Below are 26556 nucleotides of genomic sequence, written 5' to 3'. Positions count from 1 at the left end.
TGATGGAGTTTCGCACAGGTGCGCGAGGGGCAGCGGCAGAGAGGGAGATCCACCGGCTGTAAGGTTTCCCGCCCTGGCATCGTGGCGCGGTTTCGCTCCGGAGCTCGGCGGCTCAAACCGGGTATTTCCCCGGCGGTAGGCCGGCGCGGGAAGGACCGTTATATCCGAAGCTGATGAAGGCCGCGCCTATTAGGGCCAGCGGCGAAGTTGGGTGGTAACGCGGAGCATGCCTTCGCCCCATGTAAGAGGGGCGGAGGCTTTTTTATTGCGTTAAAATGGATGCCGCATACGGTGCGGATAAAAGTGGAAGGAGCAAGGATGATGCAGGAAAAACTGGCGGCAATTGAGGCGGCTGCGCTCAAAGAGCTGGAAAGCGCCGCGGCGAGTGCTGATGTGGAAGCGCTGCGCGTACGCGTGCTGGGCAAAAAGGGAGAGCTGACGGGGCTGATGCGCGGCATGAGGGAATTGAGCCCGGAGGAGCGGCCGGCCTTTGGACAGATGGTAAACGAGACCCGCGCCAAGATTGAAAGCGCAATGGCGTGTAAGGCGCAGGAATTGGCCCAGGCCGAAAAGGAGGCGCGGCTGGCGGCGGAGGCCATCGACGTGACCCTGCCGGGCAAGAGCGCGCCCCGGGGCAAGCTGCACCCGCTCACCCTGGTGCTGCGGGAGCTGGAGGAGATTTTTACCGGTATGGGCTTTACGGTTTCCGAAGGGCCGGAAGTAGAGCTGGATCACTACAATTTTGAATTGCTCAATATCCCCAAGGATCACCCGGCCCGGGATATGCAGGACAGCTTTTATTTTACCGAAAATATGCTGCTGCGTACCCATACCTCGCCCATGCAGGCCCGGTATATGGAGAACCATAAGCCGCCCATCCGCATCATCTGCCCGGGCAAGGTTTACCGGGTGGACGAGGTAGACGCCACCCATTCTCCGGTGTTCCACCAGATGGAAGGCCTGGTGGTGGACAAGAATATCCGCATGAGCGACCTGTACGGCGTGCTGGACGTGTTCGCCAAGAGCCTGTTTGGGCCCGAAACGCGCACCAAATTCCGGCCGTCTTACTTCCCCTTTACCGAGCCCAGCGCAGAGGTAGACGTAAGCTGCGCGGTGTGCGGCGGCAAGGGCTGCAGGCTGTGCAAAGGCACGGGCTGGATCGAGATTTTGGGCTGCGGCATGGTCAACCCCAATGTGCTGGCTGGCTGCGGCATTGACCCAGACGAGTACAGCGGCTTTGCCTTCGGGTTTGGGCTGGACCGGATCGCCATGATCAAATACGGCATCTCGGATATCCGCCTGTTCCTGGAGAGCGACCTGCGGTTCCTGAAACAGTTCTAAGGGAGGGAAGAAAAATATGCTGGTACCCATGAAGTGGTTAAATGAATATGTAAAGATGGCGCTCCCCGTGGCGGACTATGCCGCGCGGATGATCATGTCCGGCTCCGAGGTAGAGGGCTGGACCGAGCAGGGCGAGGGACTGACCGGCGTGGTCGTGGGCCTGGTCGAGCAGATGGAGGATCATCCGGACAGCGACCATCTGCATATCCTGCAGGTGAATACGGGAGATGAAAAGCTGCAGATCGTCTGCGGCGCCCCCAACGTTTTTGCCGGGGCGCGCGTGCCGGTGGCCAAGATCGGCGCGGTGCTGCCCGGGGATTTTAAGATCAAGCGCAGCAAGATCCGGGGTGTAGAGTCCTTTGGCATGTGTTGTTCTGGCCAGGAGCTGGGCATGACCGAGGCCGATATTGCCGGGGCCGAGGTGGACGGGCTGCTGATCTTGCCTGAAGGCACGCCTTTGGGCCAGGATATCCGCAAGGTCGTGGGCTGGGACGATGTGGTGGTGGAGTTTAAGTCCCTGGCCAACCGGCCGGATTGCATGAGCGTGATCGGCATGGCGCGAGAGACCGCCGTGACATTGGGCGAAGAATTGAAACTGCCGGAGATCTCGGTGCAGGAGAATGGCGAGGATATCCACGATTATGTCACGGCCAGCGTGGAGGATGCGGACCTGTGCCCGCGTTACATGCTGCGGATGGTGAAAAACGTCAAAGTCGGCCCTTCGCCGGATTGGATGCAAAAGGCGCTTTCCGCCAGCGGCGTACGGCCCATCAACAATATCGTGGATGTGACCAACTACGTGATGCTGGAGATGGGCCAGCCCCTGCACGCCTATGACATGGCCTATGTGGCCGGCCCCAAGATCATCGTGCGCCGGGCAAAAGCAGGCGAGACGATCCGCACGCTGGACGGCAAGGATCATGCGCTTAAAGAGAACATGCTGATGATCTGTGATGGGGACGGCCCCACGGGCGTAGCGGGCATCATGGGCGGTGAGCACAGCGAGATCGTAGACGGCACGCAAAATGTGCTGCTGGAGGCCGCGTATTTCAGCGGCTTTAACATCCGCCATACAGCGCGGGAGCTGGGCATCCGCACGGAGGCCTCCACCCGCTTTGAAAAGGGATTGGATATTTATAATACCGAAAAGGCGCTGGACCGCGCGGCCCAGCTGATCGCCCAGATGGGCGCGGGCGAGATCGTGGGCGGAAAGATCGACCTGCGCGGCGAGCTGCCCGCCGCCAAGACGGTTTTGGCCCCCTGTGCGCGCATCCGCGCGCTGACGGGGGTGGACATCCCCTCGGGCGAAATGGTGCGCATCTTAAACGAGCTGGAGATCGCAACCACGCTGGATGAGCGCAGCGATACCCTGCACTGCACCGTGCCCACCCACCGCGGGGATATCGACCATATGGCGGATATCGCCGAAGAGGTGCTGCGCATCTACGGCTATGACAAGATACCTGCGACCCTGATGGACGGCGCCCTGATGCGGGGCGGGCTGACCCGGGAGCAGCAGCTGGGCGATAAGGTGCGGGATGTGCTGGTGGGCTTGAACCTTTACGAGGCGATGAGCTATTCCTTCATCAGCCCGGACTGGATCGAAAAGCTGGGCGTACCTCAGGGCCACGCCGCGCGGCACCTGCTGCGCATCTCCAACCCCTTGGGCGAGGACATGAGCGTGATGCGCACCACCATGGCGCCCAGCCTGCTGAACCTGGTCGCTTTGAACCAGCGCCAGCGCGCGGGTGAGATCCGCATGTTTGAGATGGGCAAGGTCTATCTGCCCACGCAGGAAAATCCGCTGGAGGGCCAGCCGGATGAGCGGCCCACGCTGGGCATGGTTCTGCTCTCTGCCCAGGATGACTTTTTCACCCTTAAGGGCATTATCGAGCAGATGGCGCAGGACTTTGGCATTGGAGATTTGAGCTTTAAAGCGCAGGGCGAGTGCTGGTACCATCCTGGCCGCAAGGCGACGGTCAGCGCCGGGGGCAAGGTCTTGGGCCAGCTGGGGCAGGTACATCCGGATGTGTGCGAGGCCTTCGGCGTCAAGGGCGAGGTGCTGCTGGCGGAGATCGACCTGCAAAGCTGGTATGCGGCGGCCTCTGAGGCGCGCAGCTTTGAGGCGCTGCCCCGCTTCCCGGGCGTGAGCCGGGACCTGGCCGTGGTGGTGGATAGCATCCAGCCGGTAGGCCCCATGATGGAGAGCATCCGCAAAGGCGGCAAGCCCTTGCTGGCCGAGCTTCAGTTGTTTGACGTATACCAGGGGGCGCAGCTGCCCGAGGGCAAAAAGAGCGTGGCATTCTCGCTGCTCTTCCGCTCCAGCGAGCGCACGCTGGTGGACGAAGAAGTCAATAAAGCCTTTAAAAAGATCGTCTCCCGTCTGGAGCACGAGTATGGCGCGGAACTGCGCGCTTAATTGGAACGAAGTGAAAAGCAGCCGAGCGGTGTGTCCGCTCGGCTGCTTTTTCGCGGGGTCATGCTCGCCTAGCGGGATGGGGTATGATATAATATAAAGGCTGTCATATATTAGGGGAGACGCCGGGAAGGGGAAGTGAACATTGGGACAGGAACTGTGGATGGTACTGTGTGCGGTATTGGGCATCCTGCTGGTTATTGCGGTGGGGATGCTGCTGTTTACCCGCCGGCCGGATAAGCAGATGGGTCGCGCGCTCAAAGAAGAGGGGGCGCTGCTGCGCAGTGAGACTGGGCGGGCGCTGGCGGAAAACCGCCAGGAGATCGCCGCCGCCATCCGCGGGATGAACGACTCGACCGTTCACGCCCTGTCCGAGATCACCCGCACAAACGACGCGGCCTTTGCCCGCCTGCGCCAGGGGATGGAGGGGCGGATAGCCGCCATGGCGCAGGATAATGCGCGGCAGTTAGAACAGATGCGCCAGGTGGTAGACGAGCGGCTGCAGCAAACGTTGGAGCGGCGGCTGGGCGAGTCTTTCCAAACGGTGAGCCAGCGCTTAGAGCAGGTGCACCGGGGCCTTGGCGAAATGCAGGTGCTGGCCGCGGACGTGGGCGACCTGCGCAAGGTGTTGACAAACGTGAAGGCCCGGGGCACCTGGGGAGAGGTGCAGCTGGGCGCTATTTTGGGGGATATCCTCACGCCGGACCAGTACGCCACCAATGTCAGCGTGGTGCCGGGCAGCGCAGAGCGGGTGGAGTTTGCCGTGAAGCTCCCCGGCGCGGGAGGCGAGGGGACGGTCTACCTGCCCATTGACGCCAAGTTCCCGCAGGAGGATTACCTGCGGCTGCTAGAGGCGCAGGAGAACGGGGCCGCCCAGGCGGCGGCCGAAGCCGCCAAGCAGCTGGAAAGCCGCATCCGCCTGGAGGCCAAGCGCATCGCGCAAAAGTATATCTGCCCGCCCCATACGGTGGATTTTGCGATCATGTACCTGCCGACAGAGGGGCTGTACGCCTATGTATTGCAGTGCCCGGGGCTGGCCGAGCGCCTGCAGCGGGAGCACCGGGTGGTGCTGGGCGGCCCTACGACGCTGGCCGCGCTGCTAAACAGCTTGCAGATGGGCTTTCGTACCCTGGCCATTGAAAAGCGCTCCAGCGAGGTATGGGCGCTGCTGGGGCAGGTGCGCACGGAGTTTGAGCGGTTTGCATCGCTGCTTGAAAAGACGCAGAAAAAGCTGCAGGAGGCCAGTAATGTGATCGACGACGCCTCCCGGCGCACGCGGGTGATCCAGCGCAAGCTGGGCAGCGTGCAGGGCGAGGCGCACGAAACGGAACAGGAATAGGGAGAGAGGGAAAACCATGCGCGTATTGTTTTTATCGGTGACCGCGGGGCAGGGGCATAACTCCACCGCGCGGGCGGTGATGAGCTATCTGCTGGACCAGGGCGTGGAGTGCACCATGCTGGATACCTTCCGGTATATCAACCGGGTGCTCAGCCATTCCATCGACCGGGGTTATGTGAATATGACCCGTTTTACCCCGGAGATGTGGGGCAAAATATACGATGCGATGGACGAGGCGGAGGATTCCAAAAATCTGAACACCATCAATACCCTGATCAGCACCCTGCTCTCCAAAAAGATGATTACCTTCATCCAGCATTATCGCCCGGATGTGGTGGTCTGCAGCCATGTCTTCCCGGCGCTGATCCTAAACGCCTTAAAGCGGCAAAACGCGCTGGACTTTAACTTTAAATCCATCGGGATCGTCACGGATTTTACCATCCACCCCTTTTGGGAAAAGACGGGGCTGGACTACTTTGTTACCGCCTCAGAGATGCTGGAGTATCTGCTGACCAAAAAGGGGATCGGGCGCGAGCAGATTCTGCCCTTTGGGATCCCGGTCCATCCCAAATTCAGCGCCCAGCCTTTGAGCAAGGCAGAGGCGCGCAAGGCGCTGGATATCGCGGATAAGCGCACCTTTTTGATGATGGGCGGCTCCATGGGCTTTGGCAATGCGGTAGATGTGCTCAAAGAGCTGGATGAGCTGGAGGAGGATTTCCAGATTCTGATGGTGTGCGGCAGCAATAAAAGGCTGCTCAGCCGCGTGCTTAAATTGAGCACCACCACCCGGCATACCATATTGCCCTATGGTTTTACCGACCAGGTGGAGGTGATGATGGATGCCTCGGACATCCTGCTGACCAAGCCGGGCGGGCTGACCACCTCCGAGGCGCTATGCAAGGGCATCCCCATGGTGCTGCTGGAGCCCATTCCGGGGCTGGAGGACCGCAACCTCATCTTTTTGACCAACATGGGCCTTGCGGTGCGCATTTCCGAGCGTGCGCCGGCAGACGAGGTGGTGGCACAGCTGCTGTTTAACGAGATGCGCCTGGGGATGATGCGCTATGCCCAGCAGCAGTTCGGCAAGCGGGATGCGGCCCGGCGCCTGGGCGAGTTTATTCTGGGCTTGGAAAAGAGCAGGGAAGAGGCGAAATTCCCCTTTGCCGATTAAGCGCCCCATGCCCGGCTTGACCGGGGTTTGAGGCATGACCTATAATGAAGATGAATGGGCGGACCGCAAAAATGCCCGCGCAGGGCGCGATAGATCCCAGCGCGTTTGCCCGAATGTGAGGGAGGCAACCAACTTTATGCAGATCTATAACACCCAGACCCGTAAAAAAGAGGAATTCGTTCCGCTGGTTCCCGGCAAAGTGGGCATCTATGTCTGCGGCCCTACGGTATATGATTTTATCCATATCGGCAACGCCCGGCCCACCATTGTGTTTGATACCCTGCGGCGTTACCTAGAGTATCGGGGTTATGATGTAAAGTACGTGCAGAACCTGACGGATATCGATGATAAGATGATCGCCCGCGCCAATCAGGAGGGGATCACGGTAAAAGAGTTGGGGGAGCGGTTCATTGCCGAATACTTTAAGGATGCCGATTCGCTAAACGTGCGGCGGGCGGACGTACATCCACGCGCCACCGACCATATCGGCCTGATCATTGGGATGATCAAAAAACTGGAGAAAAACGGGAAGGCCTATGCCGCAAACGGCAGCGTGTATTTCTCCGTGGCTTCGGATGCGGATTATGGCAAGCTCTCGGGCCGGGACATTGAGGAGCTGATGAGCGGCGCCCGCGTGGAGGTGGACGACGAAAAGCGCGATCCGATGGATTTCGCTCTTTGGAAGGCGGCCAAACCCGGCGAACCCAGCTGGGATTCCCCCTGGGGCAAGGGGCGGCCGGGCTGGCATATCGAGTGCTCAGCCATGTCCACCAAATATCTGGGCGAGACCTTTGATATCCACTGCGGCGGACAGGACCTGGTGTTCCCTCACCACGAAAACGAGGTGGCCCAGTCCGAGTGCGCTACCGGCAAGCCCTTTGTGCGCTACTGGATGCACAACGGCTATATCAATATCGATAATCAAAAGATGTCCAAAAGCCTGGGCAACTTTTTTACCGTGCGGGATATCGGCAAGGAGTTCGACCTGGAGGCCCTGCGCATGTTCATGCTCAGCGCCCATTACCGCAGCCCCATTAACTTCAGCCGCGAGCTGATCGAGCAGGCCAAGACCGCGCTGGAGCGGCTGTATAACGCCAAGCGCAATTTAGAATATCTTTTGGGGCATGCTAAGGATGAGGCGGCCGAAAAAGACGAGGCATTTATCAAGGGCCTGGATGGCTGGCGGGATAAATTCTGCGCGGCTATGGATGACGACCTGAATACCGCGGACGCGCTGGGCGTATTGTTTGAGGCCGTGCGCGAGATTAACAGCGTTTGCGATGCGGACAGCGGCAAAGCGGCGGTACAGGCGGCGCTGGCGTTGCTGAATGAACTGAGCGGCGTGCTGGGCCTGCTCTATAAGGAAACGCAGGTGGAGGACCCGGAGATTTTGGCCCTGGTCGAGCAGCGCACCCAGGCCCGTAAGGATAAAAACTGGGCGGAGAGCGACCGGATACGGGATCTGCTCAAGGAAAAGGGCATCGTGGTGGAGGATACGCCGCAGGGGGCCAAGATCCACCGCGTGTAAAACGGCAGCCGCTCTAAACAGCCTTAGCGGTAAGGCGGAAAGAGGGGATGGTATGCAGCACATCCAAAAGTTTACCATTGAGGGGTTCCGCGCGCTGCGCGGGGTGGCGTTTAACGGCTGTGAAACGCTGAACCTGCTGATGGGCGCGAACAATTCGGGTAAAACGTCGGTCCTGGAGGCGCTTTCGCTGCTGGGCAAGCTGCGCGGGGCCAGACGCACCCGGAGCGAGCGGCCCTTTCAGGGGCCGGTGAGTGCAGCCGCGCCACGGGTCGAGATATCTGCCCTGGTTGAAGGGGCGCAGGTAGACCTGGCCATCGAAAATATCGCCCTGGGCGGAGCGGCCCGCATTCAGCTCAGCGTGGACGGGCGGCGTATGCAGGTCGAACGCTTAGAGCAGCTCTACCGCCAGCACCCTTTGGATATGCCGGTAAGCTATATTTCCCCCGCCGTCCATTATGGATGGGAGAACGAGCGGATCCCCATGTTTAAAGAGGCTTGGCAGGCGGATATTCTGGAACTGCTGCAGGATTTTGATGCGCATATCCACTCGGTTTATCTGGAGGAGGCGGGCGTCACCTTTGCGCGCAGCGCGCAGATCGGCGATGCGCCACTGGCCACCGTGGGGGATGGGCTGCGCAAGGCGTTTGCCATCGGCTGCGCGTTGCTCAGCGTACCGGGCGGGCTGCTGCTCATCGATGAGATCGAGGCGGCCATCCACCCCAACGCCCTGCCGGTTTTTTGCGAGTGGCTCTATAAAATGTGCCGCAAACACCGGGTGCAGGCCTTTGTGACGACGCATAGCCTGGACGCCATCGATGCGGTGGTGGACGCCGTGGGCGAGGAGGGCGAAGGCCTGGCGGGCTACCGGCTGGAGGCGGAGGAGTACACCCGGGTACGCCGCTTTTCCGGACGCAGGCTGTATGAAATGCGCGCGCTCCAAGGCCTGGATATGAGGTGAGAGATGCGGTACGTATATTTTGCAGTTGAGGGTGCGCACGATGCGGCCGCTATTGGTAAGATTCTGCGGCTGGAGGGCTTTTGGCACCACCGGCGCGCCAAGGAATTGCCGCCGGCCTTTCGCTCGATGATTCCCACCCGCTTCCCTTTCTGGGGGGACGATCTGGAGGCTGACGCGCCCATCCCTTACTTTTATACCCGGGGCGAACTGGGGGTGGCCGTGCGCATGGCTGGCGGCATCGGGCGGATATGCCAGACCATAGACGATGACTTTTACGCTATGCAGCAGCGCTATGTGCGCCAGTACCGCGGTATCGGCGTGGTGATCGACGCCGACGAGATGACGGCCCAGGAGGCACGGGAACATTTCTATCGCCGCTTAGGCTATGCTGACGCCCGCAAACAGGAGCGCGAGGGCGAAGGTTTATGTTTTTCCCGCCGCTTATTTGACGAGGGAAAAGAAAAGGTGCTGGATGTTTCGATGCGGGGCGGCGTTTACGTGCTGCCGGACGATGCGCAGTCTGGAACCCTGGAGGATTTGCTGATTTCCGGGGGCAATATCGCCTTTCCCGAGATCGTCGGCGCGGCAAGGGACTATATGGATAAGGTGGGCAAGCGCCTGGGCTCTCAGCCACCCAGCCATTTGAACAAGGCTTTGGTGGGCTGCGTTGGCAACGTCTTTAACCCTGGCAAGGCCAACCAGATTTCGATCTACCGGGACGGGTGGATCAGCCCGCAAACGCGGGAGGGCAGCCCGGCGGTGGATGGATTTTACCGCTTTATTACGGAATTTTTGGAGCGGGCACAGTGAATGGAAACCAAAGAAAACGGGGGTCATGTAGATGGATAAGGAAGTTGTATTGCAAAAGATCAGAGACGTGGGCCTGGTGGCCGTGGTGCGGGCGGAAAATGCCGATAGCGCGCGCAGGATCGCCGAGGCCTGTCTGGAGGGCGGCGTAGCGGCGCTGGAAATCACCTTTACGGTGCCCGGTGCAAAAGAGGTGATCGCCGATCTGGCCCGGACCTATCAAAAGGGAGAGATCATTTTGGGCGCGGGTACGGTAATGGACCCGGAAACGGCGCGCATCTCCATCCTGGAGGGGGTGCAGTACGTGGTCAGCCCCTATTTGAACTTAGATACGGTGCGCCTTTGCAACCGCTACCGCATCCCCTGCATGCCGGGCTGCATGTCGGTCAAAGAGGTGGTGGAGGCCATGGAAGCCGGGGCGGATATCATCAAGATCTTCCCGGGCGAGCTGTTCGGCCCCAAGATCATCAAAGCGATCTCCGGCCCGGTTCCTCAGGCGCGCATGATGCCCACCGGCGGGGTGACGGCGGATAACGTGGCGGAGTGGATCCGCGCCGGGGCGGTAGCCGTGGGCGCGGGCAGCTCGTTGACCGGCGGCGCAAAAACGGGGGATTATGGCGAGATCACCCGCGTTGCCCGTACGTTTATTCAAAACATCCAAGCGGCGCGCGCGGCGCTGTAAAGGGCGGGCGTATATCCTTCATCTATCGTAAAAATATCTCGATGGGCCGTGGCGAATGCGCCGCGGCCTTTCTATTTTCTCCGCAGGGCGCATATCTTTAAGTATATCGAGCGGGGGGTATTCCATTGGCCGTAAATCTTTAGCGGGGCTTGTTCTATCCGGGTATATCAGGGCATACCAATGGAGTAAACCCATACAAATAACCCATATAAACGGGTTTTGGAAGGATGCTGGAGAAAATGTATCGAGAGATGGATGACAAAAAACCTATGCGCGTACGGCAGCATACGATTATGATCGACAACCGCGAGCGCGTGGTCATCACCGGTGTGCAGGATGTGGACAGCTTTAACGAGGTAGAAGTCGTACTGATGACCGATGTGGGCATCCTGAGCATATTGGGGCAAGATCTACACATCGCTAAGCTCTCCCTGGACGAGGGGCAGCTGGTGATCGAGGGGATGATCGCCGCGGCGGACTATAACGATGCCCAGCCCGCACAAAAGGGCGGCGGAGGCCTGATGTCCCGCTTCTTTAGATAAAGAGGGGTAGCGCTTATGCTGATGGCGACGGTGAACCAGGGCTACGTTTTTCTGTGCACGGTAGGTGCGGGCGTGGCGATGGGCGTATTGTACGACGGCGTGCGCATTATGCGCCGCACCCTGCACCTGGGCCGGGTTCTGACTTTTCTGCTGGATCTGGTATACTGGGCGGTGGTGCTGGCGGTGGCGCTGTTTGCGGTGCTTTACGCCAACGAGGGGGAAGTGCGCCCCTTTACCATTCTGGGGTTTGCGCTGGGCTGCGCGCTGTACCTGATCGGCTTTAGCCCCATCGTGCTGGGCATATGGCGAGGAGTCATGGCGGTGGCGCGTAAAATCGCCGGGTTTGGGCCGATCGCGGCAATCCGCAAAATTTTTTCCAAGTAAGGAAGGGTTTTCATTTGCCAGCGTCGAATACACAAGCTAACCTGTCTGTAACATAGGTTTGGTTTCCTTTTGTGCAGATATGGGGAAAGACGGCTTGGAGGAAAGACGATGGCAAAGACGAAGCGGAAGATGAGCCGTAAGCTGAAGTGGATAATCTCGTGTGCCGTAATGGTATACGTGGCGGTTATATTGATACAGCAACAGGTGCAGATGCGGGATCAGGCGGCGCAAATGGCCTCGATCCGGGATCAGATGGCCCAAGCGCAAGCGACGAACGAGCAGCTGGAACGGGATATTGCATTTGCCAAGACGGACGAGTATATCGAAAATGCGGCGCGGGATAAGCTGGGCTGGGTGCGCGAAAACGAGATCATCTTCATGGAAGATAACTAAGGCCCTAAGGGGACTTTTTTAAGACTGACGGCTTAAAGGGGGCAAATTCGGGGTTTTTATGGCAATGGAAGTAGGCGCAATTGTCGAGGGCAAGGTGGAAGGCATCACAAATTTTGGGGCCTTTGTCCGCCTGGAGTCTGGCGAAACGGGGATGGTGCACATCTCTGAAGTGGCGGACAGCTATGTAAAAGACATTAACGAGCACTTAAAGATCGGGCAGACCGTAAAGGTGCGCGTGATGAAAAACGACGCTGAAAATGGAAGGCTGAGCCTGTCCATCCGGCGCGCACAGCCTGTAAAGGCGCCGACAGCGCCACCCGTACCGGCCTGGAACAAGCCGGCCCGCCCGGCTTCAAACGCCTCGTTTGACGATTTGATGAGCCGGTTTATGAAGGATAGCGAGGAGCGCCAGCAAGATGTGCGGCGTCACTCCAATAAAAAACGCGGTTCGTCCTTTGGCCGCGGGAAATAGCAGCAACACGCATCCTCGAGATATTCGGGGATGCTTTTTTTGAAAGGGGTATCTAATGCGTAAAATAGTTGCGGTGATCGATATCGGCACCCAGACGGCGCGCCTGCTGGTCGCCAATGCCGATGAACAGAAGGTAAAGCTTGAGCCAGTGGCGCGGGACATCCGGGGCGTAAGATTAGGCGAAGGCGTGGATGCGCTGGGGCACTTGTCGCAGGCCGCCATGGCGCGGGCAGCGGATGCCGTTGCGGACTTTGCCCGCCAGGCCAGGGCTTTGGGCGCGGTAGAGATCTATGCCTTTGCGACCAGCGCAACGCGGGACGCCGCCAACCGGGACGAGCTGATAAGCCTATTACAGCAGCGGGCAGGCGTAGCGCTGGATGTACTGGACGGAGAGCAAGAGGCACAGGTAGCCTTTCGCGGCGCGGTGGGCCTGCGCCCGGGGATACAGGGCGTGATCGACATTGGCGGCGGAAGCACGGAGGTGTTGATAGGGCGTGATGGAAAGCCCTTATTTTCCCGCAGCTTGCAGATGGGCGCGGTGCGGGCGGGGGAGCGCTTTGGCTGCTTTGGCGTGCAGGCTTATGATGCTTTGCGGGCGGGCGTGGAGGAGATGTTCCGAAACCTGGCCCAGGAGATCGCCGCACTTGCGCTGCCCGCCCCCTGTTGGACGGGTGTAGCCGGCACGCTGACGACGCTGGCCATGTGGCAGCTGGGGCTTGGGCAATATCAGCCCGAAAAGGTTCAGAATTTTATGCTGACGGCCCGGGACACAGGCCGCCTGGCGGACAAGCTGTATCGGATGGACCGGGAAGCGCGGCTGGGCATCCCAGGGCTAGCGCCTTACCGCGCGGATATCATCGGGCCGGGCGCGGGCATTGCCAGTAGTCTGATGCAGGCGCTGGTGATCGGCGAGATCCGGATATCGGACAGCGATAATCTGGAAGGGTATCTTTACCAAAAGGTATTACATGCGCTTAAATAATCGTAAGGATAAATAAAAGCCCCTTCGGATTGTTCCGAAGGGGCTTTCTTATAGGGCTTATTCCACCGTTACGCTCTTGGCTAGGTTGCGGGGCTTGTCGATATCGCAGCCCTTTTCCAGCGAGATGTAATAGGCCAGCAACTGCATGGGGATGATCGCCAGCATGGGCGCTAGCATGTTGGATACCGGGGGCAGGTACCAGACGTAATCCACCTCGTTATCGATCTGATGATTGCCGTCGTTGACCAGGGCCAGCACTTTGGCGCCGCGTACCTTAACCTCGGTAATGTTGCTGAGCATCTTTTCAAACAAGGCATCCTGCGTTGCCAGGGCGACGACCAGGGTGCCCTCCTCGATCAGGGCGATGGTGCCGTGCTTCAACTCGCCCGCCGCATAGGCCTCAGAATGGACGTAGGAAATCTCCTTGAGCTTGAGCGAAGCCTCCATGGCCAGGGAATAATCTACGCCGCGCCCCAGGTAAAAGGCATGCTCGCGGTCAAAAAACTGATGGGCGAACTTTTGGACGGCGTCCTTTTGATCCAGGATCAGCTGGGCCTTCTGGGGCAGCTCCAACAGCTCGCCAAGGATGCCGCTGACCTGGGCTGCATCCATTTTGCCCCGTTTGAGGCAGAAGTCCAGCATCAACACATACAGTACCATCAGCTGGGAGATATACGCTTTGGTAGAGGCCACGGCGATCTCGGGCCCGGCCCAGGTGTAGATCACCTTATCGGCCTCGCGGGAGATGGTGCTGCCCACCACGTTGGTAATGGCCAGGACTGTAGCGCCCTTTTGCTGGGCATCCCGCAGGGCGGCAATGGTATCCGCCGTTTCGCCGGACTGACTGATGACGATAAACAGGGTGTTGGGCTGTACGATGGGATCGCGGTAGCGGTATTCCGAGCCGATATCCACATCCACGGGGATGCGCGCATATTTCTCGATCATCGCCTTGCCGATCAGTCCGGCATGGCTGGCCGTGCCGCAGGCCAGAATGGAGATATGCTCGATCTTGCGCACCTCATCCGCGCCCAGAGGCATCATATCCTCGCGCAGGCTGGGGGCCTCGCCCTCCTGATGGTTGATCAGCGGCAGCAGGGTATCCCGCAGCGCCGTGGGCTGCTCGTGGATCTCCTTGAGCATAAAATGCTCGTATCCGCCTTTTTCAGCCGTTTTGATCGTCCAATCGATATGCATGACCTCTTTCTCAATGGGATCCGCAAAAGCGTTGTAGAACTGGATGCCGTCCCGGCGCAGCACCGCCACGTCCAGGTCGTCCATCAGGTACACATCCCGGCTGTACTCCAAAATGGCCGGGATATCCGAGGCCATAAAGCTGCCATGATCGGTAGCGCCCACCACCAGCGGGCTATCCTTACGGGTGCAGTAAAGCGCGTCCGGCTCGTTTTTGCAAAGAATGCCCAGCGCAAAGGAGCCGCGCAGCAGCGGGAGCACCTTGTAGATGGTCTTAAGGATATCCCCTTCGTAATAATGGTTAAGCAGGTGGACGATTACTTCCGTATCGGTCTCAGAAACAAAGCGGCAGCCCTGTTCCAGCAACCACTCTTTCAACTGAAGATAGTTTTCGATAATGCCGTTATGAATGATGGCGATCTCGCCCTTCATATCGGTGTGGGGATGGGAGTTGATGTCGCTGGGCTCGCCATGCGTGGCCCAGCGGGTATGGCCGATGCCCATCGTTCCCTCGCAGGGGTGCCCCTCCAGGCGCTCACGCAGGTTTTGCAGGCGGCCCTTCGCCTTGCAGATCTCGATTTTTTCGCCGTCGTAAACGGCGATGCCGGCTGAGTCATAGCCGCGGTACTCCAAGCGCGCCAAGCCGCTGAGCAATATGGGCGTTGCGGGGCGTGAGCCGATGTATCCGACGATGCCACACATAGTAAAGCCTCCTTAAAATATCAACTAAATAGCATATAATTCATTCCATTTTTACGCGTCATTAACCTAGATTATAACAGGAATCAACATCTTTCGTAAAGGATGAGACCTTTAAATAAATTGTAAAAGCGCTAAACCAGCCGTACCGGTATATGGTTTTGCGCCAAATAAGCCTTTAACTCTGGAATGGGCAGCTCCTGAAAGTGGAAAAGAGAGGCCGCCAGGGCCGCATCCGCCATGCCGGGCTGCAGCACATCCAAAAAGTGCTCCTTGCTGCCCGCGCCGCCCGAGGCGATTACCGGCACGGAAACCAGCTGGCTGACGCGGCGGGTCACCTCCAGGTCAAACCCGGCCTTGGTACCGTCGGCATCCATGCTGGTGAGCAGTACCTCGCCCGCGCCGCGGGAAACCCCGTAGGCGATCCATTCCAGCGCGTCCCGCCCAGTGGGCTTTTTGCCGCCGTAGGCATAGACCTCCCAGCCGCTGCCGTCCTCTTTGCGCTTGACATCGACCGCCAGTACGATGCATTGCCGGCCAAAGCGCAGCGCCGCCTCCTCGATAAAATCCGGGTTGCGCAGCGCCAGCGAATTTAAAGATACCTTATCCGCCCCGCGCAGCAATATTTCCCTTATCTCGCTGATGCTGGAAATACCGCCGCCCACCGTAAAGGGGATAAAGACCTGCTCGGCCGTGCTGGCCACGATGTCCAGCATCGCCAACCGCCCCTCCGTGGAAGCGTCGATATCCAGCAGCACCAACTCGTCCGCGCCCTCCTGGTCATAGCGCTTGGCGGCCTCCACAGGGTCGCCGGCATCCCGGATGCCGACAAAGTTAACGCCCTTGACCACCCGGCCGCCCCGGATGTCCAGACAGGGGATGATCCTTTTAGCCAGCATAAACCGCGCCCTCCTCGTTTTTGGCGTTTTTCAGCTCGCCAAAGTTTTTCAGCATCTGTAAACCGACCTGCCCGCTCTTTTCGGGATGGAACTGCAGGCCGAAAAGGTTGCCCTTTTGCACGGCGCTGATAAAGGGCCCGCCATAATCGGTCGTCGCGGCAATATAGTCCGCGCCCGCCCGGTAGGGCAGGTGATAGGAGTGGACGAAGTAGACGCTATCCCCCTCCTTCAAACCCTTAAACAGGGGACAGGGGTTCAGGTGCAGGCTGTTCCAGCCCATATGGGGCACTTTAAGGCCGGGTTTTTCCTCAAATAAGGTGATCTCGCCCGGCAAAAGGCCCAGCCCCTGCCATTGGCCGTCCTCATAGCTTTTTTCAAACATCATCTGCATCCCCAGGCAGATCCCCAAAAAGGGCGTGCCGCGGTTGACCGCTTGCAGCATGGTTTCGATAAGCCCCGTATCGGTCAAGGCGCGCATGGCGTCGCGAAAGGCGCCCACGCCCGGCAGGATGATGTGGCTGGCCGCCGCAACCTCGCCGGGATCGGCGGTGCGCTTGGCCTCAAAGCCCAGGTATTGCAGCGCCTTTTCCACGCTGCGCAGGTTACCCATGCCATAATCGACGATGGCGATCATTTGTATCCCCGCTTTCTCAAGTTCAAAAGCCCATTACGGGCTAAACGGTAAAAACCTGCGGCAACGGGGCCGCAGGTTTGGGGTTTTAGTTTTTGCTCAGGTAATGGTCGATCTCCCAGGGATGGATCTGCACCCGGTAATCGTCCCACTCGGCCACCTTTGCATCCAGATAGCGGTAAAAAACGTGATGGCCCAGGCACTGGCGCAGCAGGGGGTCCTGCTTATAGGCTGCGATGGCCTCGTCCAGCCCGGCGGGCAGGTTCTCGATACCGGCGGCTTTGCGCTCATCCTCGGACATATCGTAGATATTGCTGTCCGTACTGGCGGGGGGCATCAGCTCCCGCTCGATCCCATCCAGGCCCGCGTTGATCAAAACTGCCAGGGCAAGATAGGGGTTAGCGCTGGGGTCGGGGTTTCGCACCTCCACGCGGGTGCCCGCCTTACGGGCCGAAGGGATGCGGATCAGCGGGCTGCGGTTGTGGGCAGACCAGGCGATATACACCGGCGCCTCATAGCCCGGCACCAGGCGCTTGTAGGAGTTGACCAGGGGATTGGTGATCAGCGCCGTTCCCCGCGCGTGCTCCAGCAGGCCCGCGATAAAGTGATAGGCCTCCTTGGAGAGCTGCATCGGGTCGTTCTCATCATAAAAGGCGTTTTTCCCATCTTTGGTCAGGGAAATATTGACGTGCATGCCGCTGCCCGCGATGCCGAAGATCGGCTTGGGCATAAAGGTGGCGTGCAACCCGTGGCGCATGGCCACGGATTTGACCACCAGCTTAAAGGTCATAATATCATCGGCAATGCGCAGGGCGGAGCCGTATTTAAAATCGATCTCATGCTGCCCGTGGGCCGCTTCGTGATGGGAGGCTTCGATCTCAAAGCCCAACTCTTCCAGCGCCAGGCACATATCGCACCGGGCGCTTTCGCCCAGGTCGACCGGGCCCAGGTCGAAATACCCCGCGTCATCCTGCGTCTGGACCAGGGGCTTACCATCCTTATCCGTTAAAAAGAGGAAAAACTCCAGCTCTGGCCCCACCTGGCAGGCGTAGCCCAGCTTTTCAGCCCGGGCCAGGGCGCGTTTTAGAACATTGCGCGGGTCGCCCTCAAAGGGCACCCCCTCGGTGGTATATACATCGCAGATCAGCCGGGCGACCTTAGCCCGCTCCGACTGGAGCGGCAGCACCGCAAAGGTGCTAAGATCCGGCCGCAGATACATATCGGACTCCTCAATACGCACGAACCCTTCGATGGAGGAGCCGTCAAACATGATCTGGTTGTTGAGCGCCTTTTCCAATTGCTTGGCGGGGATGGCGATATTTTTGAGCGAGCCTAAAATATCCGTGAATTGCAGACGGATAAAACCGATCTCGTTCTCCTGTACCAGTTTTAGCAGCTTTTCCTTGTCAAATGTAGGCATGGATGGCCTCCCTCGTGATAAATTTAGGATAGAGCGGCGTTCTACACCGCCATATTCGCATTTTAATTCAATATATTATAAGCGAAAAATTGGGTAAAATGCAACTATTAAGCCCTGCGCCAGGCAGGGCTTTTCTTTAATTGCGCAATTCTTGCCGGGCCAGCAGGCGGCAAAGCAGCGCCTCGCCGCCGAAGCCGCCGGCCTTGGTAATGATCCGCTGCCCGTCCCAACGGCCGCCCATCACCCGGGAGAGGGGGATTTGGCTTTCAGCCTCCCCCGTCAGTTCGACGCCGGAAGCGCCGGCCTCCAGCGCGGCGCGCGTGGTATCCCCGCCAAAGAGGATCAGGGTGGAGGCGCCGAAAAGGGCGGGGGCGATTAGCCGAACGGCAGTGAGGATCAGGCTGCTGCGCCGGGCGATCTCTGCCGCGGGCAGCCCTAAAGCGGTGATCTCCGTTTTGCTGGGGCCGGTAAGATCCACCGCCACATCGCCTGCCTTCAGCGCGTCTGCGGCAGCGGCGGCGAGGCGCTGGGCCTCGCACTGCGTCTGCCCTCCACTCAAAAGCGCCTCCTGGTCGGCCTGGAGCAGCTGCAGCGAACGACCCGGCGCGCGCAGCTGCGCCTGGGAGAGCGCGGAAGGGCTGGCCGACAGGATGGCGATATGTCCGTTACCACCCCGGTAGGCGCCGCAGGGGGTAGGGGGATTTTGTGGTTGTACGCACTGGGCCATCAGCCCGGCGGATCCCACCGGCAGCCATCCCTTTTCAAATGCCACCTTTGCTAAGCTGGCAAGCGCCTCGTCGCTTTGCGCGTCGCCAGTGTAGACCTGTGCCTGCACATCCCCGGCGGATAGGGCGGAAACGGTGATGGGTGCGTCCTGGGTCAAGATATCGGCGACCGAACTGGTATGCAGGGTAAAGAGCGGGTCCTGCCCAAACTCGGTTTGATGAAGGGGCAAGCCCTTTACCAGCAAGCGCCCATTTTCTACCGTGCGGCCTTGAGCAGGCAGCGCGGGGCACAGCAGCGCGCCGGGGTAAGCTGCCGCCTCTATTGCGGCGAGCAGCTCGCTGCCCACGTGGCCGCGCAGGGTCGAATCCACCTTTTTATAGCCAAGGGGAAAACCGGCAGCCTTCAGCGCCGCAACGGCTGTGCGTACACGCTGGGCAGCCCGCGCTTTTTCAATGTTCCGGCTCTCGGTATCAAAGACCAGGGCCGCATCCCGCGGGGCGGCGGAGAGTCCCTGTTCATCCCAGAAGACCAGGGTGCGCACGCCGCTTTTGCGCAGCGCCGCCCCCGCGTCCAGCGCGCCGGAAAGATCGTCGGCCAGGATGCCGCAGCCCGGGCCGATCATGCCCGCCCTCCGGCAAAGCGTGCGGCCAGATAGAGGGCCTCGCGCAGGCTTTCGTCGCTGGCGGTGCCCTTGCCGGCCTGGTCAAAGGCCGTGCCGTGATCGACTGAAACGCGGATGATAGGCAGCCCCAGCGTCATATTGATCCCGCGCACGCTGGTAAAAGCGCCGGTCTTTTTATCCATTTGAAAGCCTTTGACCTTAACGGGGATATGCCCCTGATCGTGGTACATGGCCACGACCATATCATAAGCCCCGCCAATGGCCTTGGCAAAGACCGTATCCGGCGGCACGGGCCCGACCGCATGGATGCCCAGGGCATTGGCATCCTGGATGGCGGGGATGATCTCGTCCAGCTCCTCGCGGCCGAAAAGCCCGTTTTCCCCGGCGTGGGGGTTCAATCCCGCGACGCCGATCACCGGGTCTTCGATGCCCATCTGCTTTAGCGCTTCATAGGCCAGTTGGATGGTGCGCAGCACCCGTGCACGGGTCGCCCGGTCGCAGGCTTCGCGCAGGGAAACGTGGGTGGATACGTGGATCACCCGCAGGTCCCCATCGGCCAGCATCATGGCAAAGTCGCGCGTACCGGTCAAATGCGCGTAGATTTCGGTATGGCCGGGGAAGGGGATGCCCGCCAGGTGCAGCGCCTCCTTATTCAGCGGGGCAGTGACCGTAGCCTGTACCTGGCCGCTTTGCGCCAGGCGTACGGCCTTTTCCACGGCCGTGTAGGCTGCCAATCCGGCTTTTTTCTGCACCTGCCCCCAGGCGATATCCCCGCAGTTAATACCGATATCGTAAACGGCGATCTGCCGCGGGTTGTCGGTCATCTCTTCCGGTCGGGCCACCTGCAGGATCGGCACATCCAGCCCCAGCACCTCAGCCGCCTGCGCCAGGCGCGCGGGGCAGCCGATTACAAGCGGGCGACATACCGCCTGGACGCTGGCATCCAGACAGGCCTTGATGCAGATCTCCGGGCCGATACCAGCAGGATCTCCCATGGTAATGGCGATGATCGGTCTATCCATCCTTATTTCCTCCCCTTAGCCGCGGTAGCGGCCGGTCGCCTCGTCCAGCAGGGGCTGGGCGGGGCCGGTCTGTTCAAGGTTACCGCCCGCCAGCGCGTGCCACAGCGCCTCGCTCACCCAAAACTCACTTAGATGCAGCGTATCCCGGATGCGGATGATCCGCGCGTCGTGGGCCTGCGTGGTGCCAATGGTGCGCAGCGCCCAGGCAAAGGCCTGCGCCTCGTCCTTGGCCACCAGGGGCAGGTTGCCGCGGGAGAGGAAGGTGCTGGTCACCGTATTTTCATAGGTGGCCGCCCAGTCGATGCCGTCCATCAGCTCCTGCGTACAGAAATCCGCCAGGCCCATGCCGATGGCGTTGCCGTGGGCGCCGGGCGTCAGGCGGGAAACGGTGATGCGCTTGATGCGGGGGGCGGCGGGCTCCGGCTGGCCGGGAATGCCCATGCGGCCGATGATATTGGTATCGATCCCCACGCCCGAGATATCCTTGCCCATTTGGTCGATCAGCAAAATATCCAGCGCGTCCACCGGCAGGCGGGGCATGTTGGCCTTGGCGATCTCCAAAAGTTCCGGTTCTCGTGTGGGGATCTCCTCGGGGGTCAGCGCTTCAAGCAGCATAGTCTGGTCATAAGCGTTTTCCACCAGACCGATGCCGAGGCGCACATTGGCCTTTTTCAGGACCTCCCGGGCGATCTGGGGGATATAGTCCCGCAGGCCGTCTGCCCCATAGCGGTGCACGGCCAGCGCCTGGGCGTGCTTCCCGGTACCGATCACGCACATCTTCATCAATCCACTTTCATAATCGCCGTGAAAATCCGTATGGGGCTTGATACGGTTGATGACGACCGTGCCATCCGCCGCCAAAGCATGGGCGTCCATGTAAACCGGCATGGGCAGCTCGGAGGGGATGCGCTCGACCTTCAGGCTGGAAACGATGGGCGCGCCCATGGCTTCCTCCGTTACGCCATAGCCGGCCAGTACCTCGCGCTGCCCCTCCGAGGTGGCGTTGCCATGGCTGCCCATCGCCGGGAAGATAAAGGGCTGGGCGCCCTTGGCGCGCACGAAATCGCAGACCGCGCGGGTTACTTTGGCGATATTGGCCACCCCGCGGCTGCCCACGGCGATGGCGATCTTCTCGCCGGGATGAACCCAATCTCCTTTGGCGGACAGGGCCTTTGCGGCGGCTTCGGAGATGTTATCGATATGCTGGGCGTTGAACTGCTGGCGTACCGGCACCATATTGGGGTTGAACATGTGCATAAGCCTCCTTATACGGTATTGATTTTATCTGAGCCAATATAGACGCGCGTAGAAACGAAAGGACGTTTTTAAATAGCCACAAGCTCATTCTAGCGCAGGCCCTGCGGGAATTCAATAAAGAAAACGCCCGGAGGCCTTAGGCCCGGGCGTTTGGCTATTGGGTCAGGTGAGCATCGCGGCCAGGCTGCCCAGCAGCGTGGGCATAAGGGTAAAGACCATGACCACGCGGATGGTGTGCAGCATGGCCACCCGCGGCAGGTCGCATTCCAGGTCCTCGGCAAAGACGATCATCTCCGTCAACCCGCCCGGCGCGCAGGACATGATGGAGGAGATAAAGTTCATCCCGCAAAAGCGATACATGATCAGCCCGATGGCCAGCGAACAGAGGATCATCCCGACCACCATCACAAGCGTGGGGAGCAGGAGCTGCCCCAGCGTTGCCACCATATCCGGCCCCATGCGGGCCCCGACAAAGGCGCCGGCGCAGATCTGTACGATCACCCGGGCGGGGTTTGGGAAGCGCAGCCGCCCGGTAAAGGTGTTGAAAGCCGCCGTGGCGAACATCGCGCCGATCAGCGCACCGGCCGAGATCCCGCTCCACAGCCCCAGCAGCGCGCCGGCGATCGCGATGGAAAAGGTCAGGATATAGCCGGCGTACCGCGTTTTAGCGGGTTCCTCCGGCGCGGGGGCGGCAGGTTCTTCCTCCTTAAATACCTCCTGCTCCTGCTGCGCGGCCTTACCGGCCTTTTTAGCCTTGAGCTGACGGTAGGGGAGGTTTAGCCCCTTTTTGCCGATGATGCTAAAGAGCACCGGGTATACCGCCAGCAGCGAAAGTAGCCGCACCGCCTGCATAAAGCCGACCTTGGCCGTATCGGCCCCCAGTTCGTCAGCGATCAGGGCAATGTCCGTAACGCCGCCCGGGCAGCTGGCAAAAAGCGCTGTCGCAAAATCGATACCGCCGATATAGTGAACGATGATGCCGATGACGATGTTAAGCGCGATCATCCCAGCCACCAGGATCAGCGCAGGCAACAGCAGCGTCTTCATCCCGATCACATCGCTTTTGGTGATGCGGTACCCTACCAGCGCGCCGGACAGGGTCTGCAAAACCGGGCGGAACTCGGTGGGGACCACGCCGTACCCTGTCGTCAGGTTAAAGATGATGACCGCGACCATAGAGCCCAATATGGCGCCCGCCGGCAATTTGAATTTGCGGGCCAGCAGCCCGCCCACCGTGGCTACGGCCAGCGTACAGATAAAAGATAGTGTTGGGGACATGGATCATGCGCCTCGCTTTTAATGAACATCTGGATGCAAAAACAAAAATGTGAACAATTGGTAGAGTAACATGCTTTCGCCCTGGATGCAACCTTACAAAAGCCTAAATGGGGTGAAGAATGAATTTGTGCTGCTCACTACTTGCAGAATTGGCAAAAACGTTATAATATAAATAGCGGATAGCCTTTATAAACATCATTTTAAAAGGCTGTTCAGGGGAAAGCTCAAGCGTTTGTAGGACAGTAGGAAAATTTGAGGAGGATATCATGCGTTACAAAAAGATCCCGAATACTGACATGAACATTTCGTCGATTACGGTGGGCACCTGGGCCATCGGCGCCGATGGCTGGGGCGACGTGAATACCAAGGATTCCATCGAAGCCATCCACGCCATGGTGGATAACGGCGTTAACTTTATCGATACTGCCCCGATCTATGGCTTTGGCCACTCTGAAGAGGTGGTCGGTCAGGCGATCAAGGGCCTGCGCGACAAGGTGATGATCGCGACGAAGTTTGGCTCTACCTGGCCCAACGGCGTGAATGCCCCTTCCGTGCGCAACAACGGCCGTGAGAGCATTATGAAAGAGGTGGACGATTCCCTGCGCCGCTTGGGGATCGACTGCATCGATCTGTATATCGCCCACTGGCCGGATTTTGAGCACTCCATCGAGGAGATGATGGGCGCGTTGACCGATCTGCAAAAAGCCGGCAAGATCCGCTACATCGGCCTTTCCAACCATGACGAGGCCATGATGGAAGAAGCCAACAAGTATGGCCAGGTGGCCATGGCGCAGCTGCCCTATTCCATGGTCAACCGCACGGCGGAAGAGACCATGCAGTGGGTGGTGGACCATGGCATGGCGACCATGACCTATGGGTCTCTTGGCGCTGGCATCCTGACCGGTACCATCCGTGAGATCCCCAAGTTTGACGAGAAGGACCGCCGCGCGACCTTCTATCACGATTACTTCTCCGAGCCCATGTTCTCCAGGACCATGAAGCTGCTGGAGACGCTGGATGATATCGCCGCGGCCCACGGCAACGTGCCGGTAGCGCAGGTGGCGGTCAACTGGTCTACCCAGCATCCGCTGGTATCTACCGCGATCATGGGCGTGCGCAACGTGGCCGAGGCCAACGAGAACTGTGCGGCCATGAGCTGGTCGCTCAGTGACGAGGAGTTTGCGCGCATCAATAAGGCCATCGAGGAGACGGTGGGCCAGGGGGCGCACGTCAAGCGTCAGTCTAAAAAATAAGATCGATTGGTAAGGATGAGAGCGCCGGATGACCGGCGCTCTTTTCTTTACCTTTTAAAGATTCATCCTAAATCCCCGCTTCGCTGTTTTCATATTCCCTCCCGGCCCTGCATAACCCTGAATCAGGGCATTATGTATGGAGAGGGGACGGATTTGAGTATGAAAGATTACATAGAGGAAAGGGTCATCAAAACTGCGGAGTATATCGTGGAGAACGGCGCTACCGTGCGCGCGGCTGCTAAAGTGTTTGGTACCAGCAAGAGCACCACGCATAAAGACCTGATCGAACGGCTGCCCCACATCAACCGGGAACTCTCTGCGCAGGTCAACCATATCCTGGCCGTGAACAAGGCCGAGCGGCATATCCGCGGCGGGCAGGCTACCTGCCTTAAATACCAGCAGCAGAGATTGTTACATAAAGTTTAAAACCCCTCTCTTGCATTGTAGGGGTGAAGTTGGTAAAATGATAAAGAAATTGAGAAACAGGAGCTTTTTCCTGTTTCTTTATTTGAGATTTATGGGACAGGCCCCCGTGAAGGCAGGCGGGCCGGTTTTGTAATGTGTAAGATATTTGAAATGTGCGCATGATAAAAGGGCCCGGCGCGGCCGGGCGTGCAGAATTTGTCGATGGAATAAAGGGTTGAGGTGCTTTATGGCGAAAAAAGTAATCAAGTCCAAGCGGCGAAAATGGATCCGTGCGCTTTGGACCGTGGTGTGCGTTGAACTGATAGCGGTCGTCTGCCTGGGCGTTTATGGTTTTGATACCTTCGCCAAGGCGTGGAAGGATCCCAGCAGCCAGTTCCAGGCCAATGCGGATGCAACGCCGCCGCCGCTGGTAGTAACGGATGATGCGGGCGAAGTGACTAACGAGTATAAATATGATGAAGACGTGGTCGGCATCGTGCTGATCGGCGTAGATATCATAGAGGGTCGCTCCATTAACGAGGTCGGCTATAATACCGATACGATGATGGTTGCGGCGATCAATACAAAGACGAATGAGGTGACGCTGATCTCGCTGCCGCGCGATACGAAGGCCACCTTCCCGGTACTTAACAAGAGCGGGGAGCAGACCCGCACCAAGACCGGCAAGCTCAATGCGGCCTTTGCCTATGGCGGCGGGCCGGATGGACACGGATATGAAAATACCGTTTCGGCCGTCAATAATTTGCTGGGGACCAGCCTGACGTATTATATGGCGATTGATATGAACGGCGTACCGCCCATCGTCAATGCCGTGGGCGGCGTGCCGATCACCCTGGATGCGGATTTCAGTGCGATCGATCCGACGATGACCAAGGGCAAGACCATGACCTTAAACGGCGACCAGGCGTTGACCTACTGCCGCGAGCGCAAGCTCAAAGGCATGGACGGCAGCGATATCTCCCGTACGGGCCGGCAGCGCAATTTCGTAAAGGCCTTTGCCGAGGTGTTGATGACCAAGAACCCGGTCAGCTACATCCCCCAGCTTTACGGCGAGGTACAAAAATATACCCATACAAATCTGACGTTGCCCCAGATCACCGCGCTGGCGAAGATCTTCAGCAACTTGGATGTTGACAACATGCGCCTGGAGATCGCCGAAGGCAGCACGTCCAACGGATACTGGGTCGTAGATAAGAACAAGATGCACGATTTGGTGGCGGAAGTCTTCTATGTAGAATAAAGCAAAAAGCATAAATAAATCCCTCTGCCTTTCGCGACAGAGGGATTTTGCAATATAAGCTAACTTTGGTTAGGCTTCGTCCATGCCGGGGATGCGCCCTTCGCGGATCCCATCCCACAGGTTATACTGCGGGGTATTGGCAATGGCTCCGGCTACGAATTTGCGCGCGTCAGGAAAAGTACCTTCGAGGTTTAGCAGATAATCCTTTACCGTCTGGCGCTGGGTATTGCCGTTGGCCGGGCAGGGGTTGTGGATCACCGGCAGGTCCAGCTTACGGCATACGCTTTGAATATGCCGCTCGGGCAGGTAGACCATGGGGCGGATCAGCGTAAGCCCTGAGCGGGAAAGATAGGTCACGGGCGTAAAGGTGTTCAGGCGCCCTTCGTGAAATAGGCTGAGAAAAAAGGTCTCGATCACGTCGTCCTGATGGTGCCCCAGGGCGACCTTGTTGCAGCCCAGTGCAACCGCCTTTTCGTATAAAATGCCCCGGCGCATGGTTGCGCACAGCGAACAGGGGTTTTTCTCCTGCCGCTCTTCAAAAATAATGGGGCCGATGCGCGTGGGGATGACGGTATAGGGGATGGATAACGCGGCGCAAAGCGCAGCCACACCGGCGGTGTCAAAGGGCTCAAGCCCCATGGTCAGGGTGATGGCGTGCAGCTCATAGGGCGTTTTTGAAAAGCGCTTATACAGCGAGAGCGCCTGCAATAGCAGCAGCGAATCTTTACCGCCGGATACGCCTACGGCGATTTTATCGCCGGGGGCGATGAGGTGGAAATCCTGATCTGCACGGCGTATGCAGCCTAAAACTTTTTTCATACGGGCCTCCTTGGTGCAAAATACGCTTGCAACAGTATAGCGCATGCGCCAAAGC

General features: G+C 59.1%; 25 protein-coding genes. 16 read left to right on the top strand and 9 right to left on the bottom strand.

Going from position 1 to position 26556, the window contains the following annotated elements:
* Positions 1–321: 321 nt before the first annotated feature.
* From pheS to H8699_RS00170, 13 genes are all read left to right on the top strand, one after another.
* Positions 322–1341: a phenylalanine--tRNA ligase subunit alpha gene (gene pheS / locus H8699_RS00230; protein WP_249284705.1), complete on the top strand. Its 1020-nt coding sequence runs from the start codon at positions 322–324 to the stop codon at positions 1339–1341.
* 16 nt (positions 1342–1357) lie between these two features.
* Positions 1358–3760: a phenylalanine--tRNA ligase subunit beta gene (gene pheT, locus H8699_RS00225; RefSeq protein ID WP_249283952.1), complete on the top strand. Its 2403-nt coding sequence runs from the start codon at positions 1358–1360 to the stop codon at positions 3758–3760.
* Positions 3761–3902: 142 nt separating this feature from the next.
* Positions 3903–5096, top strand: a complete 1194-nt coding sequence (locus H8699_RS00220; RefSeq protein ID WP_249283951.1) for a DNA recombination protein RmuC — start codon at positions 3903–3905, stop codon at positions 5094–5096.
* Positions 5097–5112: 16 nt separating this feature from the next.
* The gene (locus tag H8699_RS00215) at positions 5113–6267 is read left to right on the top strand and encodes an MGDG synthase family glycosyltransferase (protein WP_249283950.1); all 1155 of its coding nucleotides are present in this window, start codon (positions 5113–5115) and stop codon (positions 6265–6267) included.
* Positions 6268–6403: 136 nt separating this feature from the next.
* Positions 6404–7795: a cysteine--tRNA ligase gene (gene cysS, locus H8699_RS00210; RefSeq protein ID WP_249283949.1), complete on the top strand. Its 1392-nt coding sequence runs from the start codon at positions 6404–6406 to the stop codon at positions 7793–7795.
* 52 nt (positions 7796–7847) lie between these two features.
* Positions 7848–8753, top strand: a complete 906-nt coding sequence (locus tag H8699_RS00205) for an AAA family ATPase (RefSeq protein WP_249283948.1) — start codon at positions 7848–7850, stop codon at positions 8751–8753.
* A 3-nt stretch (positions 8754–8756) separates the two neighbouring features.
* Positions 8757–9563 carry a DUF3226 domain-containing protein gene (locus H8699_RS00200; protein WP_249283947.1) on the top strand — a complete coding sequence of 269 codons (807 nt, stop codon included), beginning with the start codon at positions 8757–8759 and terminating at the stop codon, positions 9561–9563.
* A 31-nt stretch (positions 9564–9594) separates the two neighbouring features.
* Positions 9595–10242 carry a bifunctional 2-keto-4-hydroxyglutarate aldolase/2-keto-3-deoxy-6-phosphogluconate aldolase gene (locus H8699_RS00195; protein WP_249283946.1) on the top strand — a complete coding sequence of 216 codons (648 nt, stop codon included), beginning with the start codon at positions 9595–9597 and terminating at the stop codon, positions 10240–10242.
* A gap of 239 nt (positions 10243–10481) precedes the next feature.
* Positions 10482–10784, top strand: coding sequence for a sporulation protein YabP (yabP, locus tag H8699_RS00190; protein ID WP_207670685.1), 303 nt, complete (start codon positions 10482–10484; stop codon positions 10782–10784).
* 15 nt (positions 10785–10799) lie between these two features.
* Positions 10800–11168 (top strand): spore cortex biosynthesis protein YabQ, encoded by a 369-nt coding sequence (gene yabQ, locus H8699_RS00185; protein ID WP_249283945.1) that lies wholly within the window; start codon positions 10800–10802, stop codon positions 11166–11168.
* Between the two features lie 108 nt (positions 11169–11276).
* Complete coding sequence (locus tag H8699_RS00180; RefSeq protein ID WP_147518103.1) at positions 11277–11561, top strand: FtsB family cell division protein; 285 nt, start codon at positions 11277–11279, stop codon at positions 11559–11561.
* A 58-nt stretch (positions 11562–11619) separates the two neighbouring features.
* On the top strand, positions 11620–12033 hold the full coding sequence (locus tag H8699_RS00175) for a S1 RNA-binding domain-containing protein (protein ID WP_138295593.1): 414 nt from the start codon (positions 11620–11622) through the stop codon (positions 12031–12033).
* 55 nt (positions 12034–12088) lie between these two features.
* Positions 12089–13015: a Ppx/GppA phosphatase family protein gene (locus tag H8699_RS00170; RefSeq protein ID WP_249283944.1), complete on the top strand. Its 927-nt coding sequence runs from the start codon at positions 12089–12091 to the stop codon at positions 13013–13015.
* Positions 13016–13072: 57 nt separating this feature from the next.
* Here H8699_RS00170 and glmS read toward each other — a convergent pair whose 3' ends face one another.
* The 8 genes from glmS to H8699_RS00130 all read right to left on the bottom strand — a co-directional run bounded on the left by glmS (position 13073) and on the right by H8699_RS00130 (position 22763).
* Positions 13073–14911: a glutamine--fructose-6-phosphate transaminase (isomerizing) gene (glmS, locus tag H8699_RS00165; protein ID WP_249283943.1), complete on the bottom strand. Its 1839-nt coding sequence runs from the start codon at positions 14909–14911 to the stop codon at positions 13073–13075.
* Positions 14912–15042: 131 nt separating this feature from the next.
* Positions 15043–15807: an imidazole glycerol phosphate synthase subunit HisF gene (hisF, locus tag H8699_RS00160; protein ID WP_249283942.1), complete on the bottom strand. Its 765-nt coding sequence runs from the start codon at positions 15805–15807 to the stop codon at positions 15043–15045.
* Positions 15797–16441: an imidazole glycerol phosphate synthase subunit HisH gene (hisH, locus tag H8699_RS00155; protein ID WP_249283941.1), complete on the bottom strand. Its 645-nt coding sequence runs from the start codon at positions 16439–16441 to the stop codon at positions 15797–15799. The genes hisF and hisH overlap by 11 nt, the downstream gene beginning before the upstream one ends.
* A gap of 85 nt (positions 16442–16526) precedes the next feature.
* Positions 16527–17858 (bottom strand): type I glutamate--ammonia ligase, encoded by a 1332-nt coding sequence (gene glnA, locus H8699_RS00150; RefSeq protein ID WP_249283940.1) that lies wholly within the window; start codon positions 17856–17858, stop codon positions 16527–16529.
* Positions 17859–17994: 136 nt separating this feature from the next.
* Entirely contained in the window at positions 17995–19206 is a 1212-nt protein-coding gene (locus H8699_RS00145) for a four-carbon acid sugar kinase family protein (RefSeq protein WP_249283939.1), read from the bottom strand.
* Positions 19203–20228 (bottom strand): 4-hydroxythreonine-4-phosphate dehydrogenase PdxA, encoded by a 1026-nt coding sequence (gene pdxA, locus H8699_RS00140; protein ID WP_249283938.1) that lies wholly within the window; start codon positions 20226–20228, stop codon positions 19203–19205. The genes H8699_RS00145 and pdxA overlap by 4 nt, the downstream gene beginning before the upstream one ends.
* Positions 20229–20243: 15 nt before the next feature.
* Complete coding sequence (locus H8699_RS00135) at positions 20244–21479, bottom strand: nickel pincer cofactor-dependent isomerase, group 22 (protein ID WP_249283937.1); 1236 nt, start codon at positions 21477–21479, stop codon at positions 20244–20246.
* A 168-nt stretch (positions 21480–21647) separates the two neighbouring features.
* Positions 21648–22763, bottom strand: coding sequence for an AbrB family transcriptional regulator (locus H8699_RS00130; RefSeq protein WP_138295602.1), 1116 nt, complete (start codon positions 22761–22763; stop codon positions 21648–21650).
* A 266-nt stretch (positions 22764–23029) separates the two neighbouring features.
* Here H8699_RS00130 and H8699_RS00125 point away from each other — a divergent pair, with 266 nt between their 5' ends.
* The 3 genes from H8699_RS00125 (at position 23030) to H8699_RS00115 (ending at position 25682) form a co-directional block, all read left to right on the top strand.
* Complete coding sequence (locus H8699_RS00125) at positions 23030–24016, top strand: aldo/keto reductase (protein ID WP_249283936.1); 987 nt, start codon at positions 23030–23032, stop codon at positions 24014–24016.
* Between the two features lie 159 nt (positions 24017–24175).
* Positions 24176–24442: a sporulation transcriptional regulator SpoIIID gene (spoIIID, locus tag H8699_RS00120; protein WP_138295604.1), complete on the top strand. Its 267-nt coding sequence runs from the start codon at positions 24176–24178 to the stop codon at positions 24440–24442.
* 226 nt (positions 24443–24668) lie between these two features.
* Positions 24669–25682, top strand: a complete 1014-nt coding sequence (locus H8699_RS00115) for an LCP family protein (RefSeq protein ID WP_249283935.1) — start codon at positions 24669–24671, stop codon at positions 25680–25682.
* Positions 25683–25751: 69 nt separating this feature from the next.
* On the opposite strand, the gene H8699_RS00110 is transcribed toward H8699_RS00115, so the two are convergent.
* Complete coding sequence (locus H8699_RS00110) at positions 25752–26501, bottom strand: tRNA 2-thiocytidine biosynthesis TtcA family protein (RefSeq protein ID WP_147518091.1); 750 nt, start codon at positions 26499–26501, stop codon at positions 25752–25754.
* Positions 26502–26556 lie beyond the last annotated feature (55 nt).

The sequence above is a fragment of the Luoshenia tenuis genome (assembly GCF_014384745.1).
Taxonomy (GTDB): Bacteria; Bacillota; Clostridia; order Christensenellales.
Note: the sequence above shows the minus strand (reverse complement) of the source record. Positions and strands in the feature narration are given on the sequence as shown.